The 15,548-nt window shown below is 62.7% G+C and carries 15 protein-coding genes; 5 read left to right on the top strand and 10 right to left on the bottom strand.

Annotation, left to right across the window (positions count from 1 at the left end; all coding sequences use genetic code 11):
• Positions 1 to 4: 4 nt before the first annotated feature.
• Positions 5 to 1,150 (top strand): M14-type cytosolic carboxypeptidase, encoded by a 1,146-nt coding sequence (locus DOD19_RS04955; protein ID WP_112184381.1) that lies wholly within the window; start codon positions 5 to 7, stop codon positions 1,148 to 1,150.
• Between the two features lie 40 nt (positions 1,151 to 1,190).
• Here the strand turns inward: DOD19_RS04955 and DOD19_RS04960 are convergent, their stop codons facing one another.
• The 10 genes from DOD19_RS04960 to DOD19_RS05005 all read right to left on the bottom strand — a co-directional run bounded on the left by DOD19_RS04960 (position 1,191) and on the right by DOD19_RS05005 (position 12,764).
• A complete protein-coding gene (locus tag DOD19_RS04960; protein ID WP_024975334.1) occupies positions 1,191 to 2,021 on the bottom strand; it encodes a hypothetical protein in 831 nt (276 codons plus the stop codon).
• 158 nt (positions 2,022 to 2,179) lie between these two features.
• Positions 2,180 to 3,778, bottom strand: a complete 1,599-nt coding sequence (locus DOD19_RS04965; RefSeq protein WP_112184383.1) for an ABC transporter substrate-binding protein — start codon at positions 3,776 to 3,778, stop codon at positions 2,180 to 2,182.
• A 162-nt stretch (positions 3,779 to 3,940) separates the two neighbouring features.
• Positions 3,941 to 5,152, bottom strand: a complete 1,212-nt coding sequence (locus DOD19_RS04970) for a DUF2863 family protein (protein ID WP_024975336.1) — start codon at positions 5,150 to 5,152, stop codon at positions 3,941 to 3,943.
• Positions 5,153 to 5,249: 97 nt separating this feature from the next.
• Positions 5,250 to 5,522, bottom strand: coding sequence for a hypothetical protein (locus DOD19_RS04975; RefSeq protein WP_080693642.1), 273 nt, complete (start codon positions 5,520 to 5,522; stop codon positions 5,250 to 5,252).
• 216 nt (positions 5,523 to 5,738) lie between these two features.
• Complete coding sequence (gene acnA / locus DOD19_RS04980; protein ID WP_112184384.1) at positions 5,739 to 8,444, bottom strand: aconitate hydratase AcnA; 2,706 nt, start codon at positions 8,442 to 8,444, stop codon at positions 5,739 to 5,741.
• Between the two features lie 76 nt (positions 8,445 to 8,520).
• The gene (locus DOD19_RS04985) at positions 8,521 to 8,928 is read right to left on the bottom strand and encodes a 2-methylcitrate dehydratase (RefSeq protein ID WP_112184385.1); all 408 of its coding nucleotides are present in this window, start codon (positions 8,926 to 8,928) and stop codon (positions 8,521 to 8,523) included.
• A 35-nt stretch (positions 8,929 to 8,963) separates the two neighbouring features.
• Complete coding sequence (locus DOD19_RS04990) at positions 8,964 to 9,503, bottom strand: hypothetical protein (RefSeq protein WP_024975340.1); 540 nt, start codon at positions 9,501 to 9,503, stop codon at positions 8,964 to 8,966.
• Between the two features lie 257 nt (positions 9,504 to 9,760).
• Complete coding sequence (gene prpB / locus DOD19_RS04995; RefSeq protein WP_112184387.1) at positions 9,761 to 10,657, bottom strand: methylisocitrate lyase; 897 nt, start codon at positions 10,655 to 10,657, stop codon at positions 9,761 to 9,763.
• Positions 10,658 to 10,680: 23 nt separating this feature from the next.
• On the bottom strand, positions 10,681 to 11,661 hold the full coding sequence (locus tag DOD19_RS05000; RefSeq protein ID WP_024975342.1) for a CoA ester lyase: 981 nt from the start codon (positions 11,659 to 11,661) through the stop codon (positions 10,681 to 10,683).
• 116 nt (positions 11,662 to 11,777) lie between these two features.
• Complete coding sequence (locus tag DOD19_RS05005; RefSeq protein ID WP_024975343.1) at positions 11,778 to 12,764, bottom strand: malate dehydrogenase; 987 nt, start codon at positions 12,762 to 12,764, stop codon at positions 11,778 to 11,780.
• 352 nt (positions 12,765 to 13,116) lie between these two features.
• Here DOD19_RS05005 and DOD19_RS05010 point away from each other — a divergent pair, with 352 nt between their 5' ends.
• The 4 genes from DOD19_RS05010 to DOD19_RS05025 form a co-directional block, all read left to right on the top strand.
• Positions 13,117 to 13,926 carry a GntR family transcriptional regulator gene (locus tag DOD19_RS05010; protein ID WP_024975344.1) on the top strand — a complete coding sequence of 270 codons (810 nt, stop codon included), beginning with the start codon at positions 13,117 to 13,119 and terminating at the stop codon, positions 13,924 to 13,926.
• Positions 13,927 to 14,197: 271 nt separating this feature from the next.
• A complete protein-coding gene (sdhC, locus tag DOD19_RS05015; RefSeq protein ID WP_112184389.1) occupies positions 14,198 to 14,608 on the top strand; it encodes a succinate dehydrogenase, cytochrome b556 subunit in 411 nt (136 codons plus the stop codon).
• 11 nt (positions 14,609 to 14,619) lie between these two features.
• Positions 14,620 to 14,985 carry a succinate dehydrogenase, hydrophobic membrane anchor protein gene (sdhD, locus tag DOD19_RS05020; RefSeq protein ID WP_004637532.1) on the top strand — a complete coding sequence of 122 codons (366 nt, stop codon included), beginning with the start codon at positions 14,620 to 14,622 and terminating at the stop codon, positions 14,983 to 14,985.
• 3 nt (positions 14,986 to 14,988) lie between these two features.
• Positions 14,989 to 15,548, top strand: a 560-nt coding sequence (locus tag DOD19_RS05025) for an FAD-dependent oxidoreductase (RefSeq protein ID WP_162634346.1), incomplete at its 3' end; no start/stop codon positions are given.

Here is a 15,548-nt window from a genome sequence, read left to right on the forward strand (position 1 = left end):
CGACATGACAGCCACTCAGCCGCACATCTCCAGCGCATTTGACAGCGGCGCCATCGAAATCGTCGATGCCGCGCGGGCCGATGCCATTCGCCTGCGCATTCGCCGCGATTCGCACGCAGACTTCACGCAGTGGTTCCACTTCCGTCTGCAAGGTGTGCAGGGCCAAGCCTGCAAACTCGCGCTGGAAAACGCCGGTGAATGCACCTACGCCGCCGGCTGGAAGGACTACCGTGCCGTCGCCTCATACGACCGCGAGCATTGGTTCCGTGTGCCGACCCGCTATGACGGCAAAACGATGTCCATCGAGTTGACGCCCGAGCATGACAGCATCTGGTTTGCATACTTCGAGCCGTACTCGGATGAGCGCCATCTCTCGCTCGTGGCCGCCGCGCAAACGAAGCCGGGTGTGCGCACGCAACGCTTGGGGCAAACGGTCCAGGGCCGCGACATGACGAGCATCACCGTCGGCGAACCCGGCCCTAGCAAGAAGAACGTGTGGATCATCGCACGTCAGCATCCGGGTGAGACGATGGCCGAGTGGTTCGTTGAGGGCCTGCTCGCGCGTCTGACGCGTCAAGGTGCCTGGAGCGGCGATCCGCTCGGCCGTGTGCTTGCCGAGCGCGCCGTCTTCCATATCGTGCCGAACATGAACCCGGACGGCTCGTCGCTGGGCAACCTGCGCACCAACGCGGCCGGCGCCAACCTGAATCGCGAATGGATGGAACCCGACGCCCAGCGCAGTCCCGAAGTGCTGGCTGTACGTCAGGCCATCGAGCAGACCGGCGTCGACCTGTTCTTCGACATCCACGGCGACGAGGCTCTGCCTTATGTATTCGTGGCGGGCAGCGAGATGCTGCCGGGCTTTACCGATGCACAGCGTGCTGATCAGGACCGCTTTGTCGCGGCGTTCCTGCGCGCGTCACCGGATTTCCAGACGCGATACGGCTACGAGGCCAGCAAGTACAACGAAGACGCGCTCAAGCTCGCCTCCAAGTACATCGGTCACACCTATGGGTGCTTGTCGTTGACGCTGGAAATGCCATTCAAGGACAACGCCAACCTGCCCGACGCACGCGTGGGCTGGGACGGCGCCCGCAGCGCCGCGTTGGGCGCGGCCATGCTCCAGGCGATCCTGGAGTATCTCGGCTGAAGACAAACGCCGCGCCGCCTGTGTAGGCGGCGCGTTGCGCTTAGTTGGAGGACGACTTCGTCGTCTTCTTCTTGGTTGTCGACTTGGCGGTGGATTTGCTTGCCGTCGTCGATTTGGTTTTGGCGGTGGTGCTGCCCTTGGCGGACTTGGCTGTCGCTTTCGTCGAGGCCTTGCCCGTGCTCTTGCCGTGTGCAGCCGCACCGGTCGTGCAGCGATGGCCGCGGCGGCAGTGCGTGCGCGCTTTCGACGACGAAGGCGCAGCGGCCGGGGCAGCGAACGGCTGGCCATTGGCGTCGAGCAGCTCATACGCCAGCATCATCCCTTCGTCATACCCGCAGCGCACGCGCACGGGCTCCCATTGGTCATTGCCCGTGCCGCGCTTGTGCACGGCGGCATTGAAGCTGACCACGCTCGACACCTTGATCGCGCCTTGCTTGCTGGACGAGAAGCGGGAGTCCCACGGCTCAACCTTGGCTTGGTCGCTGGAAAGCGCACCCGTCGGCAGGCGGAACTGGTCGAAATTGGTCGAGCGCGGGATGATCCAGCTCGCATGCGCGGCGCAGTCTGCCACGTCAGGGCGGGCACCTTCCGATTGAATCAGGCGGTCACGGGTTTGTGCACGGTATTCGGACAAGCTCATCTTGTCCTTGGAGGGCAGATTGACCGTCGTGGTGCCGCTGCTGTCGGTCGAGCCGAAGACGATGGGCGGCGTGGTCGGGACGGGCTGGATGGCCGGCTTGGCTTGCACGGCAGGGGTGTTCGGCGTGGCGTTGGTGGCCTGGGCCGACGCATCGGTCGGTTCAGTCTGCAGGTTGGAGCAGGCGGCCAGCAAAGCGACGACGCCGAGACAGAGTAGTTTGGGTCGCAACATCACGAGTGTTACAGGGTGTCGGCGTGGAAATCGCCATGATAGAGGAAAGCTAAGGATGAAAGTTCCTGCTAGTTACCCCAATGCGTCCCCAATGCGGCACATCAGGCGAATTTGCTGTAACAGCGCGTTACGGCAAGGTGTTGGTTACCAAGTGATCATCATTGCTTGGTGAACAACCACGCGAGCGACCATTCGTCGGTGCGCGCCTCATAGCGGATGCCCTTGCGCATGGCCCACGTGGCCAGTTGGTGATGCGACGGGATGATCGCGTAGTCGGTCTGCGCAAAGCGCGCCGCGGTCTTGGCGGCCTGCTCGTGTGCCTGTTCGCTCGAGACCGTCGACAGCGACGTCTGCACCAGTTTGTCCAGTTCCGGATTGCTGTAGCGGCCCCAGTTCCACGAGCCGTAGCCGGTTTGCGGGTTGGGCGTGCCGAGAATGCTGCGCAGCGCCACATCGGCCGCCACCGAGCCCCAGCCGAGCATCATGAACGAGAACTCGCCCTGACGCGCACGCGAGAAATACGCCGCCACCGGCAGCGTTTCCACTTTCGTCTGGATGCCGATGCGCGTGAGCAGCTGTGCGGTGGTCTGCGCGACCTGCGCGTCATTCAGATAGCGGTTGTTAGTGGCGTGCAGCGTGAGCCCGAAGCCGTCCGGGTAGCCCGCCTCGGCAAGCAGTTTCTTCGCGCGAGCAGGGTCATATGGAATTGTCTTGCCGCCCGGATGCCCAAAGATCTGCGGCGACACGATGCTCGATGCGACCACGCCTTGGCCCTCAAGCACGCGGCTGACGATGGCGTCGCGGTTGATGGCCAGTGCGATGGCCTCACGCACGCGATGGTCCTTCAGGGGATTCTTGGCGAGCGGCTTGCCGGCCTTGTCGGTCACGAACGGCGACACATCGCGGCTTTGGTCCATCTGCCAGAAAATCGTGCGCCACGACACCTGTTGTTCTAGGTGGAACTTCGGGTCTTGCTTGATGCGCGGCACGTCCGCAGCCGGCACGGCCTCGACGACATCCACATCGCCCGAGAGCAGCGCGGCAGTGCGCGCGGCATTGTCGGTGATGATCTTGAACGTCACCTTGTCCCACTGCGGCACGCGGCCCCAGTAGTGCGGATTCTTCTTCAGGACGATTTCCTGCCCGCGCGTGAAGTGGTCGAACAGGAACGGCCCGGTGCCGATCATGGCGCGGCCCGCATCAAAGTCCGCCTGCGCCGCGTTGGCCACTTTCTTCGGGATGATGGGCAGGCTGTTCAGATCGTTGGGGATGCTCGCGTAATTGGGCGTCGACAACTTCAGCCGCACCGTGAGCGGATCGACGATCTGCACTTCGGTAATCGACTTGGTATAGCTCGTGAACGGGCCTGGGCTGTTGGTCAGGCGCGCCGGACGTTCGATCGATGCTTTCACGTCTTCACCGGTGAACGGCGTGCCGTCACTCCACTTCACGTTGGGGCGCAGCTTGATTTCCCACGTGTTGGCGTCGACCGGTTTCCACGAGGTGGCCAAGCCAGGCGTGTAGCGGCCGTTCTTGTCGAGAAAGACCAGCGACTCGAAGATGTGCAGCGCCATGGCGTTGTTGGGGCCGGCGTTGTTCCATTGCGGGTCCATCGACGTGACGTCGGCGGACAGACCGATGCGGAGGTCGTCGGCTTGCGCGGCGAACGGCACTACGGCAGCCGCGGCCAGCGCGCATGCGGCGAGGTTGCGGATCAAGGCGCGGATGGGAACACACAAGAGGGGACGGGTTGTCATCGGGAGGCTCCTGGGGTTCGGGCGGTGATGCCATGTGGCGGAAGACCGTCATTGTGCCGCAGCCCGGTCCGGCACGTGCGACGCAAACCAACAATCAATATGAACGATGGCGGAGCAATAAAAAAGCCACCCGGAGGTGGCTTTGATAACGTGCGTTGCCGATCAGTGGAACAGCGGCTGCTGTGTCGGCGCGTCTTCCGGCATTTCTGCGTGGACGATTTCTGCCGAGCGGTCTGCATAGAGCGGGGCGCCGCAGTCTTCGCAGTACTCCGGTTCGAAAAGCTGGCCGTGACGGAAGATGTCTTCGATGCCGCAGGCGCGCAACTCATCGCAGATCTGCTCCAGCGGACTGCCTGGTTCGCCTTCCGCGGTGACATCCGTGGCGCCGCCGTCGCGGCCGTACACTGGCCAGACGATGCCGTAGATGAGGTCTTTCTCGCCGCGCACCGTGAAGGCCACGCGGTATTCCTCGATCTGCTCTTCGCCGAATGCGCCGATGATGGCGCCGAAGCGGTTGGCCGGCATATCGAGCGCGCCCTGCAGGTAATTGACGGCGGCCCGCACGGTCAGCGGGCGGATCTGCTTGTCGGACTCGCGACAGGACAGGAAGAAGGCGTCTGGCAGCAGCAGGTCGAACTCGCAGCCTGGCATCAGTGTTGAGATGGTCGGCGTGACTTGCTCGCGCCATTGCTCCAGGCAGGCGGAGCGCTCTGCGTGGTGCTCCTTGGCGTCTTCCTGCCAGCGGAACAGCGCCTGGCCGTGTTGCGCGACGACGATCGCCACCAGGTAGCGTGGATCGGCCAGGATCGGTGCCGTCTCGGGCATATCGCGCAATTCGACCTTGGCAGGCTGGCCGGACAGCGCATAGGCCGCCAGCTTGTGCGTGAGCGCAAAGGTGTCGGAATGGGTGCGCGGCAGCTGGTCGATGCTGTACAGATACGGCGCGAGCGCCACGCGGGCGTTTGAAGCCATCACGTGGGCCTGCAGGTGCACCTGTAGTGTCTGCGCCATCTCAGGCTTGATCGTGCCCGAGGGGATCATGTAGCGCGTGTGTGCCAGGATGGGCGCTGCGATCAGCAACGCGTCATATTCGACGCCACCTGAGCTGAGGATGGCCGATTCGGCCAGTGTCTCGGCCTGTTCGGCCAGCACGTCGGAAGCTTCCTCGTTGTGTTTGAAAAGATGGTCTAGCGCGGCGTCGAGCGCGGTCTGGCTGCCGTTCTTGAGCAGCCGGGAAAGACGTTCGGACAGCCTTTGTTCCCAATAGACGTCTTCGATGCGGCTGCCTGACGCGTCGAGCGCCAGCGCATCGGCCACCAGCCGTTCTGCATCGGGGGAAAGACGTTGGGGAGCCTTGGAGCGGAATCCTGCCATGCTGTGCCGTACCGGTCGTTGGAACAATGAAAGGGGCATTATTTTACCCTTGTACGCTACTGCGCGACGCCTATTACGAAACCCATAGGCGAAAACGTTAAGGCTTGGCCGCAGGCGTCGATGCTCCCGCTGCCACACTGCTCGCGGCTGCAGGTACGGAAGCCGGTGTGGGTTCCGATGCAGCTGGCGCGCTGGCTGGTGCCGCGTGCGTCGCGGCGACGGGCTCGGAAGCAGCCAACGGCGGAGGCGGGGGCACAGGTGCAGCTGCCACAGCGGGGGCTGGGGTCTGGGCGTCGGTCTGCGGTGCCTTGACCAAGATGTAGAACACGGCAGCCGCCACGACGATGAAAGCTAGTACCACTTGGGCCATGGGTGCGGGACTCCAGCAATGAGAGGACCAGGTGAGGGCGGACGACAATTTCGACACCAACAGGGAGAGCACATCACGCGGCCTATTCGGCACACTGTACCAAAGCCTGTTCGCCGATTGGTGCATCGTCACCTTGTTTGATTCGGCAGGCAATAAAAAACCGGCTCCGAAGAGCCGGTTTCCGTTCTGCACCAATGCCGCGTAATGGCGTGAAGCTTATGCTGCCAGCAGCTGACGCAGCACGAACGGCAGGATCCCGCCGTGCTTGTAGTAGTCGACTTCGATCGGCGTGTCGATGCGCAGCAGCACTTGCGCACGCGTGGTCTCGCCGTTGGCGCGATGAATGACCAGGGTGACGTCCTGTTGCGGCTTGATTTCGCCGTCCAGGCCTTCGATGTCGAAGGTCTCGTCGCCCACGATGCCAAGCGACTGCGCCGAGTCGTTGCCCTTGAACTGCAGCGGCAGCACGCCCATGCCGACCAGGTTCGAGCGGTGGATACGCTCGAAGCTGCGTGCGATCACGGCCTTCACGCCCAGCAGTTGCGTGCCCTTGGCGGCCCAGTCGCGCGAGCTGCCCGTGCCGTACTCTTCGCCACCGAACACGACCGTCGGCGTGCCGTCGGCGATGTACTTCATGGCAGCGTCGTAGATCGACATTTGTTCGCCGCTGGGCTGGAAGAGCGTCTCGCCGCCTTCCACGCGCGAACCGTCAGCCTTGGCCGGGATCATCAGGTTCTTGATACGCACGTTGGCGAACGTGCCGCGCATCATCACCTCGTGGTTGCCGCGGCGCGAACCGTAGCTGTTGAAATCGGCCTTGAGCACGCCGTTGGCCAGCAGGTACTTGCCGGCCGGTGACGTTTCCTTGATCGAACCGGCCGGGGAGATGTGGTCGGTCGTCACGGAATCCCCAAACACGCCGAGTGCGCGTGCGCCCTTGACCGATGCCGAGGCAGCCGCCGGCGTCATGCCAAAGCCTTCGAAGAACGGCGGCTCGGCGATGTACGTCGACTTCGGCCAATCGTAGACCTGGCCCTTCGTGCCCTTGACGTTGGCCCACAGCTTGGACGGCTTCTTGACCTGTTCGTAGTTCGTGCGGAACGTGTCGGCGTTCATCGCAAACTTCATCAGCTTGGCGATCTCGTCCGAGGTCGGCCAAATATCGCCCAGATAGACGTCTTTGCCCTTCTTGCCCTTGCCGACCGGCTCGGTCATCAGGTCGCGCGTCACGTTGCCGGCGATCGCGTAAGCGACGACCAGCGGCGGCGAGGCCAGGAAGTTGGCGCGGATGTTCGGGTGGATACGCGCTTCAAAGTTGCGGTTGCCCGACAGCACGGCGGCAGCAACGATATCGTTCTTCACGATGGCTTCGTTGAGTTCCGGCGTCAGGTCACCGGCGTTGCCGATACAGGTCGTGCAGCCGTATGCCGTCACGCCAAAGCCAAGCTTTTCCAGGTACGGCAGCAGACCGGCGGCTTCCAGATACTTGGTCACCACACGGCTTCCCGGGGCGAGCGAGGTCTTGATGTGCGGCGCGACCTCCAGGCCGGCTTCGACAGCCTTCTTGGCCAGCAGGCCCGCCGCCAGCAGCACGCTCGGGTTCGAGGTGTTCGTGCACGAGGTGATGGCCGCGATGAGCACGTCGCCACTTTTCACGTCAACGCCGTTGGTGGTCGTGAAGGTCTTGTCGAGGTCTTCCGACTTCTTGTTGAACCCGTTTTCCGCGACCGGCTTCGAGAACAGCGACGAGAACGTCGACTTCACGTTGCCGATTTCGATACGGTCTTGCGGACGCTTCGGGCCGGCGAGCGACGGAGCCACCGTGCCCAGATCCAGCGTCAGCGTCTTCGTGTAGTCGATTTCGCCGGCCTTCGGTACGCCGAACAGCTTCTGCGCCTTGAAGTAGCCTTCGAACGCAGCGATTTCTTCCTTCGTGCGGCCCGTGCCCTTGAAATAATCGATGGTCTTGTCGTCCACCGGGAAGAAGCCCATCGTGGCGCCGTATTCCGGAGCCATGTTGCCGATGGTCGCGCGGTCCGGCAGCGACAGGCTGGCCGTGCCTTCGCCGAAGAACTCGACGAACTTGCCGACGACCTTCTCCTTGCGCAGCATTTCGGTAATCGTGAGCACAAGGTCCGTTGCCGTGCAGCCTTCGCGCAGGCGGCCCTTCAGCTCCACACCCACGACGTCCGGCGTCAGGAAATACACCGGCTGGCCCAGCATGCCGGCCTCGGCCTCGATGCCGCCCACGCCCCAGCCCACCACGCCGATACCGTTGATCATGGTGGTGTGGCTGTCGGTGCCGACCAGCGTATCCGGGTAGAACACGCCGTCTTTCTTATGGACGCCGCGTGCCAGGTATTCCAGGTTCACCTGGTGGACGATGCCGAAGCCCGGCTGCACCACGCCAAACGTGTCGAATGCCTGCATGCCCCACTTCATGAACTGGTAGCGCTCGTTGTTGCGCGAGAACTCCAGTTGCATGTTCAGGTCCAGGGCTTTCTTCTCGCGGAAGTGGTCGACCTGCACCGAGTGATCCACCACGAGGTCGACCGGCACCAGCGGCTCGATCTTCTTTGGGTTCTTGCCCATGCGCTCGGCCACGTTGCGCATGGCGGCCAGATCGGCCAGCAGCGGCACGCCGGTAAAGTCCTGCAGCACCACGCGAGCGACCACGAACGGGATTTCGTCAACGCGCTCGGCGTTCGGCTTCCAGTTGGCCAGTTGCGCAACGTGCTCTTCGGTCACCTTCTTGCCGTCGCAGTTGCGCAGCACGGACTCCAGCACGATACGGATCGACACCGGCAGGCGCTCGATCGCCACGCCCAGTTCCTTGCCAAGTTGCGGCAGGGAGTGGAACTTGCCGGTCTGACCACCGTTGATCTTAAATTCCTTGAGTGTTTTTTTCAGATTGTGGGGCATGGCATGACTCCAAGGCTTGAGGATGCGTGGGGTGCCGTGGCACTCCTTGCGGATACATCAAATCGACAAAATCAAATCACGTACAAACCGACAAACGCGTTGACCGGCTTGGCTTCTGACCGGCCAGGTACTTCGCCACGACACCGCTGAACGTCTTGCCGCCGTTGATGCGGGCGGTGATGCCATGGGCGATCGAACGCTTCTTGGCGTCGTGGTCATTCGTGGTGAAAGGCAGGTTTTCCACGCGGGCAATTTTCATGCGCAGCACATTGGTGCGCAGGCCGCGGGCGAGGGCATCTTGTTGATCTTCGATTGCCTTGCGGCAGAAGAGGGGCGTGCCTGGAGCCGTCGTGCCCGTCGTGCCATCTGACAGGACGGTCCCAGACACAAAAGGCCCAAGGAGCCCGGCGCATCCAGACAAGGCCACATCGTCGACGATGACCTTGTCCAGATTCGTGCGGATGTTCGCAACCGGTGCGGACATGGGCGGCTCCTGTGGGCCTTTTGCGCGATATCGCGTTATTGCTGGGCCGGTTGGGCTGCGCCCGGCGCAGGGGCCGGAGCTGGGGCCGGGCTGTCCGGCGTCATCAGCGGCAGGCCGGCCGGGGCGCGCAGGGCGCCCGCTTGCGTCGGAGCCGGTGCGCCGGCAGCCATTTCGGCGGTCTGGCACTCATCGGCCAGGCGGTGGCCTTCGTTGCGGTCGAACAGCATGGCCTTGGCCGGGATCACCACCAGGTCCATACCGGTCTTCTGGTCGAAGTAACGGTCAGCGCCGGTGCGGGTCATCTGGCGCGGCAGCTGGTAGTTCTTGCCCTTCCAGTACATCGTAATGATCTGGTCGCGCGCCATGTCGCCCTTGAGGTACAGCTCGTTGCCAAGCTCGCACTTCCATTCGACGCCTTCTGGCTTGACGGCGGCAACAGGCGCGGCCTTCTTGGCGGCACGCTTCTTGGCCGGAGCCTTCTTGGCAGCCGGCTTGGCGGGGGCCTGGGCGGTTGCATATTGCGATGCAGCCAGCGAAAGAACGCCAGCACAGGCGCCCACGATGAATTTGTTCATAGGGTTTCCTTCGGTAAGACAGAGTGGGGGAGGCGGCTGCCAGGCCACGGAATGCCACGGCATTTCGCACACCGGCCGGTATTTTGACCGATTTGGACGCCGTGCCCAACGTTCTGTTACATGCTCGCCCGACCGCCCCGCCAAAAGGAGGTGTCGTGCCTGCACCAGCGACGTTTTCTGAGGCGTTCCCGGCCAGCTTGCCCCGCAGCTTTGCCTTCCGTTCTCCTTGTTTGCGTTGGTGTGGATATTGGCCCGGCTCAACCGCGATTCTGTGCGAACAGCGCGTCCAGCTTGGCTTCGTAGTCGTGGTAACCGATGCTGTCGTACAGCTCCATGCGCGTCTGCATGGTGTCGACGACATTTTTTTGCGTGCCATCGCGGCGAATGGCGGCGTAGACGTTCGCCGCGGCCTTGTTCATCGCGCGGAATGCCGACAGTGGATACAGGATCATCGACACGCCTGCGGACGCCAGCTCATCGCGCGTGAAAAGAGGCGTCTGGCCAAATTCGGTGATGTTGGCCAGCACCGGCACCTTCACCGCGTCGACAAACTTGCGGTACATCGATAGTTCCGTCATCGCCTCGGGAAAAATCGCGTCCGCGCCGGCTTCCACGCAGGCCACGGCGCGTTCAAGGGCGCGGTCGAACCCTTCGACGGCCAGTGCATCGGTGCGGGCCATGACGACAAAGCTGGCGTCGGTGCGGGCATCGACGGCCGCCTTGATGCGATCGACCATCTCGTCCTTCGAGACGATCTCCTTATTGGGACGATGGCCGCAGCGCTTGGCGCCGACCTGGTCTTCGATATGCATGGCCGCAGCGCCAAACTTGATGAGCGACTTGGTCGTGCGCGCCACGTTGAATGCGGAAGCGCCGAAGCCCGTGTCGACGTCTACCAGCAGCGGTACGTCGCACACATCGGTGATGCGGCGGACGTCGGTCAAAACGTCATCCAGTCCCGATATGCCAAGATCCGGCAAGCCCAGCGAGCCCGCTGCCACGCCGCCGCCCGACAGATAGATCGCGCGGTAACCGGCGCGCTTGGCCAGCAGCGCGTGGTTGGCGTTGATGGTGCCGACCACCTGCAGCGGCGATTCTTCCACCAGCGCCTGGCGGAAGCGCGCTCCTGCGCTGGCTTGGGTGTTTGCTGTCATGGCGAATCTCCTTTCTATGCCAGTCACGCGAAGAAGCGCGCGATGGCGTCGGCCGGCATCTCCACGCCCGTGGTGTGCGCCCGTTGCAGCACGGCCCACCAATAGCGATAGCTCGCGCGGTCATGCAGCCGGCCTTCATGCTGGATTGGTCCCCACGAGGCGTCCTGCGCCGCAGCAAGAATGGCGCTCGCGTGTGTCACTTCTTCGTGCGATGGGCGGAAGGCCGAAACGATCGGCGTGATCTGGTCCGGATGGATGCTCCACTTGCGCAGATAGCCGAACTCGTTGCGGGCACGCGCAGCATCGGCGCCCGCGCGGTCCGGGTGTTTGATGTCAGTGCTGACGTTGTGCGACGGCACTTTGCCGTGGGCGTGGCACGCGGCGGAAATATCGGTCAGCGCGCGGCGGATCAGCGGATGCTCGAACTGCTCGGGCGAGCCCATCGCCGCGCCCGGAATCGCACCGTTGTGCGCCGAAACAAAATCCATCAGGCCGAAGCTCAGGCATTCCACCTGCACCAACGAAGCGATATCGAACACCTGCGTGAGTGCGCCATGCGTTTCGATCAACACATGGATCGGCAGGTGTCGCGCAATGCCCGCAGCCTTGGCGGCCTGGTTGATGCGATCGGTCACGCGCGCCACTTCCACCACGTCACGTACCTTGGGCACGGTCACGTAGGCGAGTCGGCGGCCGGCAAGGCCTACAAGGATGTCGACGTCCTGCGTCCACGCATCGTGGTTCGGATCGTGGATGCGCACGCCAACGCGGTTGAAGCGGTTGTCGTCGCTGTTGATGAGCGCGGCGGCCAGTTCGGCATGTGCGCGTTCCTGGCCGACCGCGGCACCGTCTTCGCAGTCAAACGTGATGTCGAAAACGGGGCCAAGGGCTTGTTGCAGAGCGAGCGACTTGCGCATCAGTTTTTCTGCGCCCGCGTAGTGGTCGCAGACCGGCAATTGGGCCGGCAGCGCATCGTCCTGGAACAAAACCTCGGTGGGGTGCACGGGGTGGTATCGGTTGGGCGGCGCTTGTCACGCCTGTGTCTTGATCAAAATGCAGGTGTAAAAAAACCGGAGGGTTCGCTGCCGATCCGCTCCGGTTCTTTCTTAGATCATGCGGATTACAGCAGGTGCTGCACGCCCGCACGCTCGCCTTCCAGCTCGTCCAGCGTGATCTTGATCTTGCCTTGGCTGTACTCGTCGATTTCCAGGCCTTCGACGATCTTGTACTTGCCGTTTTCGGTGGTGACCGGGAAGCCGAACATCACGTCCTTCGGAATGCCGTATTCGCCGTTCGACGGGATGCCCATCGTGACAATCTTGCCGTTGGTGCCAAGCACCCAGTCACGCACGTGGTCGATGGCGGCGTTGGCAGCCGAAGCAGCCGACGACAAGCCGCGCGCTTCGATGATGGCGGCGCCGCGCTTGCCAACGGTCGGCAGGAACACGTCGTTGTTCCACACCGGGTCGTTGATCATGTCTTTGACGCTCTTGCCGTCGATCGTGGCGTAGCGATAGTCGGCGTACATCGTCGGGCTGTGGTTGCCCCACACGAACAGCTTTTCGATGCTCGACACCGGCTTGCCTGTCTTGGCGGCGATCTGCGACAGGGCGCGGTTGTGGTCCAGGCGCAGCATGGCGGTGAAGTTCTCACGCGGCAGGTCCGGCGCAGACTTCATGGCGATGTAGGCGTTCGTGTTGGCCGGGTTGCCGACCACCAGCACCTTGACGTTGCGCGAAGCCACGGCGTTCAGTGCCTTGCCTTGTGCCGTGAAGATCTGGGCGTTGGCCGACAGCAGATCCGCACGTTCCATGCCCGGGCCACGGGGGCGGGCGCCCACCAGCAGAGCCACATCGGCGTCCTTGAATGCGGTCATCGGGTCGGAATGCGCTTCCATGCCAGCCAGCAGCGGGAATGCGCAGTCTTCGATCTCCATCATCACGCCCTTGAGTGCCTTCTGGGCCTTCTCATCGGGGATTTCCAGCAGCTGCAGGATGACGGGTTGATCCTTGCCCAGCATTTCGCCGGCGGCGATGCGGAACAGCAGGGCGTAACCGATCTGTCCAGCAGCGCCGGTCACTGCGACGCGCATGGGTGCTTTTGCCATGAGAACTCTCCAAACGGTAGTGAAAGCGGATCGCACTGCGCGCGGCGCGCATCCCGGCAGGATGTCGGTGCAGCCTCGCAGGCATTGCCGGCAACGGTCGGCGCCACGTGGGCGGTCGGCTCAGAAACGGCAAGAGCCTCGCAGTTTACTGCGTCCGCATGACGATGTGGAAACACACTGCGATTGACCTTTGAGCCGTTGTGGCGTGTCGTGGGGGCCGTCGCCCGGAGCAGGCGCGAGTGTAGGTCTGGCCTCGCTGGAAAGTCAATGAATCTTCTGTCTTATATAAGACATAAGACATTCTATAAACGGGCTGGACGCCTTTGTCGCTTTTGTGGTGAAATCGGCAGTTATGTCGAGCACACCCAGCCCTCTGTCCGCTGCGATGCCACCCCCGGGCGGCGAAGGCGGCGCATCGCCCGCTTCTTCGGGCGGCGCGGGCGGCTCTCCCACCTTCAGCCCGCTGTATCAGCAGATCAAGACGCTGATCCTGCAAAGCTTGCAAGCCGGCGAATGGAAGCCGGGCGAGATGATCCCCAGCGAAATGGAATTGGCGGCCCGCTACAAGGTCAGCCAAGGGACCGTGCGCAAAGCGATCGACGAACTGGCGGCCGAAAACCTGGTCGCGCGGCGCCAGGGCAAGGGCACCTTCGTTACCACGCATTACGAAGAAGGCGTGCAGTTCCGGTTTTTGCGCCTGATGCCGGAGCAGGGCGAGCAGCACTATCCGAGCAGCCGTGTGCTGGAGTGCAAGCGCATGCGCGCCCCGGCTGAAATCGCCCGCCTGCTCGAACTCAAGGCTGGCGACAGCGTCGTGCAGATTCGCCGCATCCTGTTCTTTTCGGGTGAGCCGACCGTGCTGGAAGAAATCTGGCTGCCGGGCGCGAGCTTCAAGGGGCTGACGGCTGAAAAGCTGACCGAGTGGAAGGGGCCGATGTACGCCTTTTTCGAGGCGGAGTTCGGCGTGCGAATGTTGCGTGCCACCGAGCGCATCCGTGCAGTCGCGGCCGACGCGACCACGGCTGAATTGCTGTCGGTGGCGGCCGAATCGCCGCTGCTCTCGGTGGAGCGCGTGTCGCATACGTTCGGCGACAAACCGGTGGAGGTACGTCGTGGCCTGTACGTCACGACGCGGCACTACTACCAGAACGAATTGAATTGACGACACGTCGATGGCCCGATTTGTGCGGGCAGTGGCCACTTCGGCGGCGTCTTGATTTGTGCGTTGCGCAACAGCGTATTGCGCGTAGTGAAGGCAGTGTAAAGAAGACAATCGGCCCCCGTATCACGCCACTGGCAGGCGAGGGCAGGAAGCACAAAAGTGGAGCGCGTCGCATGGAATTAATGGTGCGCTGCGCAACAAAAGCGCGCTAAAATCTCGCGGATTTGTGCAAAGCTGTTTTGTTTGTTGATTAGCCAATTGGGGTCTGACCATGGCAGAAGCCATCAAGAAAGCCAGGCGGGTATACAGGAACATCGGTTTGGGCGACATTGCCCGTTACCGCTTGCCCTGGGCCGGTAAGGTGTCCATCTTGCACCGTGCCAGCGGTGCGCTGATGTTCCTTCTTCTTCCGTTCGTGCTGTACTTGTTCGAGCAAAGTCTCACGTCGGAAATCAGTTTCGCCAAGTTCACGGCGCTTCTGTCCAACGGCTTTGCCAAGGTTGTCGTCCTTGCCCTCATCTGGGCATACCTGCACCACTTCTGCGCAGGTGTCCGTTACCTGATCCTCGATCTGCATATCGGCATCGACAAGGCTTCGGCCTCCAAGTCGGCTGTGAGCGTGCTGATCGTCAGCCTGCTGCTGACCGTCGTGTTCGGCGCCAAGCTGTTCGGCCTGTTCTGAGGAGTCGAATGATGGCAAATAACAATATCGGTCCCAAGCGCCTCGTTGTCGGCGCGCACTACGGCCTGAAGGACTTCCTCGCGCAGCGCGTCACCGCCGTGATCATGGCGGTCTACACCGTCGTGCTGCTGGCTGCGTTCCTGCTCTCCAAGGACACGTCTTACCAAAGCTGGGCGGGGCTGTTCTCCAACCAGTGGATGAAGATGCTGACGTTCCTGGCGTTCGTGTCGCTCACGTATCACGCCTGGATCGGTGTCCGTGACATCTGGATGGACTACGTGAAGCCCGTGGCAGTGCGTTTGACGCTGCAAGTGTTGACGATTCTGTGGCTCGTTGGTTGTGCGGGCTACGCAGCTCAGATTCTCTGGAGGGTTTAAGACATGGTCGCAGTCAAGACTGGGCTGCCGCGCCGCAAATTCGACGTCGTGATCGTCGGTGCGGGCGGTTCGGGCATGCGCGCATCGCTGCAGCTGGCAGAAGCCGGCCTCTCCGTGGCCGTGCTGTCCAAGGTTTTCCCCACCCGCTCGCACACCGTTGCGGCGCAGGGTGGTATCGGTGCTTCGCTGGGCAACATGAGCGAAGACAACTGGCACTATCACTTCTACGACACCGTCAAGGGCTCCGACTGGCTCGGCGACCAGGACGCGATCGAGTTCATGTGCCGCCAGGCACCGAACGTGGTCTATGAGCTGGAACACTTCGGCATGCCGTTCGACCGCAACGCCGACGGCACCATCTACCAGCGTCCGTTCGGCGGTCACACGTCGAACTACGGCGAGAAGCCCGTGCAGCGTGCCTGCGCCGCGGCTGACCGTACCGGCCACGCGCTGCTGCACACGCTGTATCAGCGTAACGTCAAGGCCAAGACCCACTTCTTCGTCGAATGGATGGCGCTGGACCTGATCCGCGACCAGGACGGCGACGTGCTGGGCGTGACCGC

It is taken from the genome of Ralstonia sp. GX3-BWBA (assembly GCF_003290055.1).
In the GTDB taxonomy this organism is placed as follows: domain Bacteria; phylum Pseudomonadota; class Gammaproteobacteria; order Burkholderiales; family Burkholderiaceae; genus Ralstonia; species Ralstonia holmesii.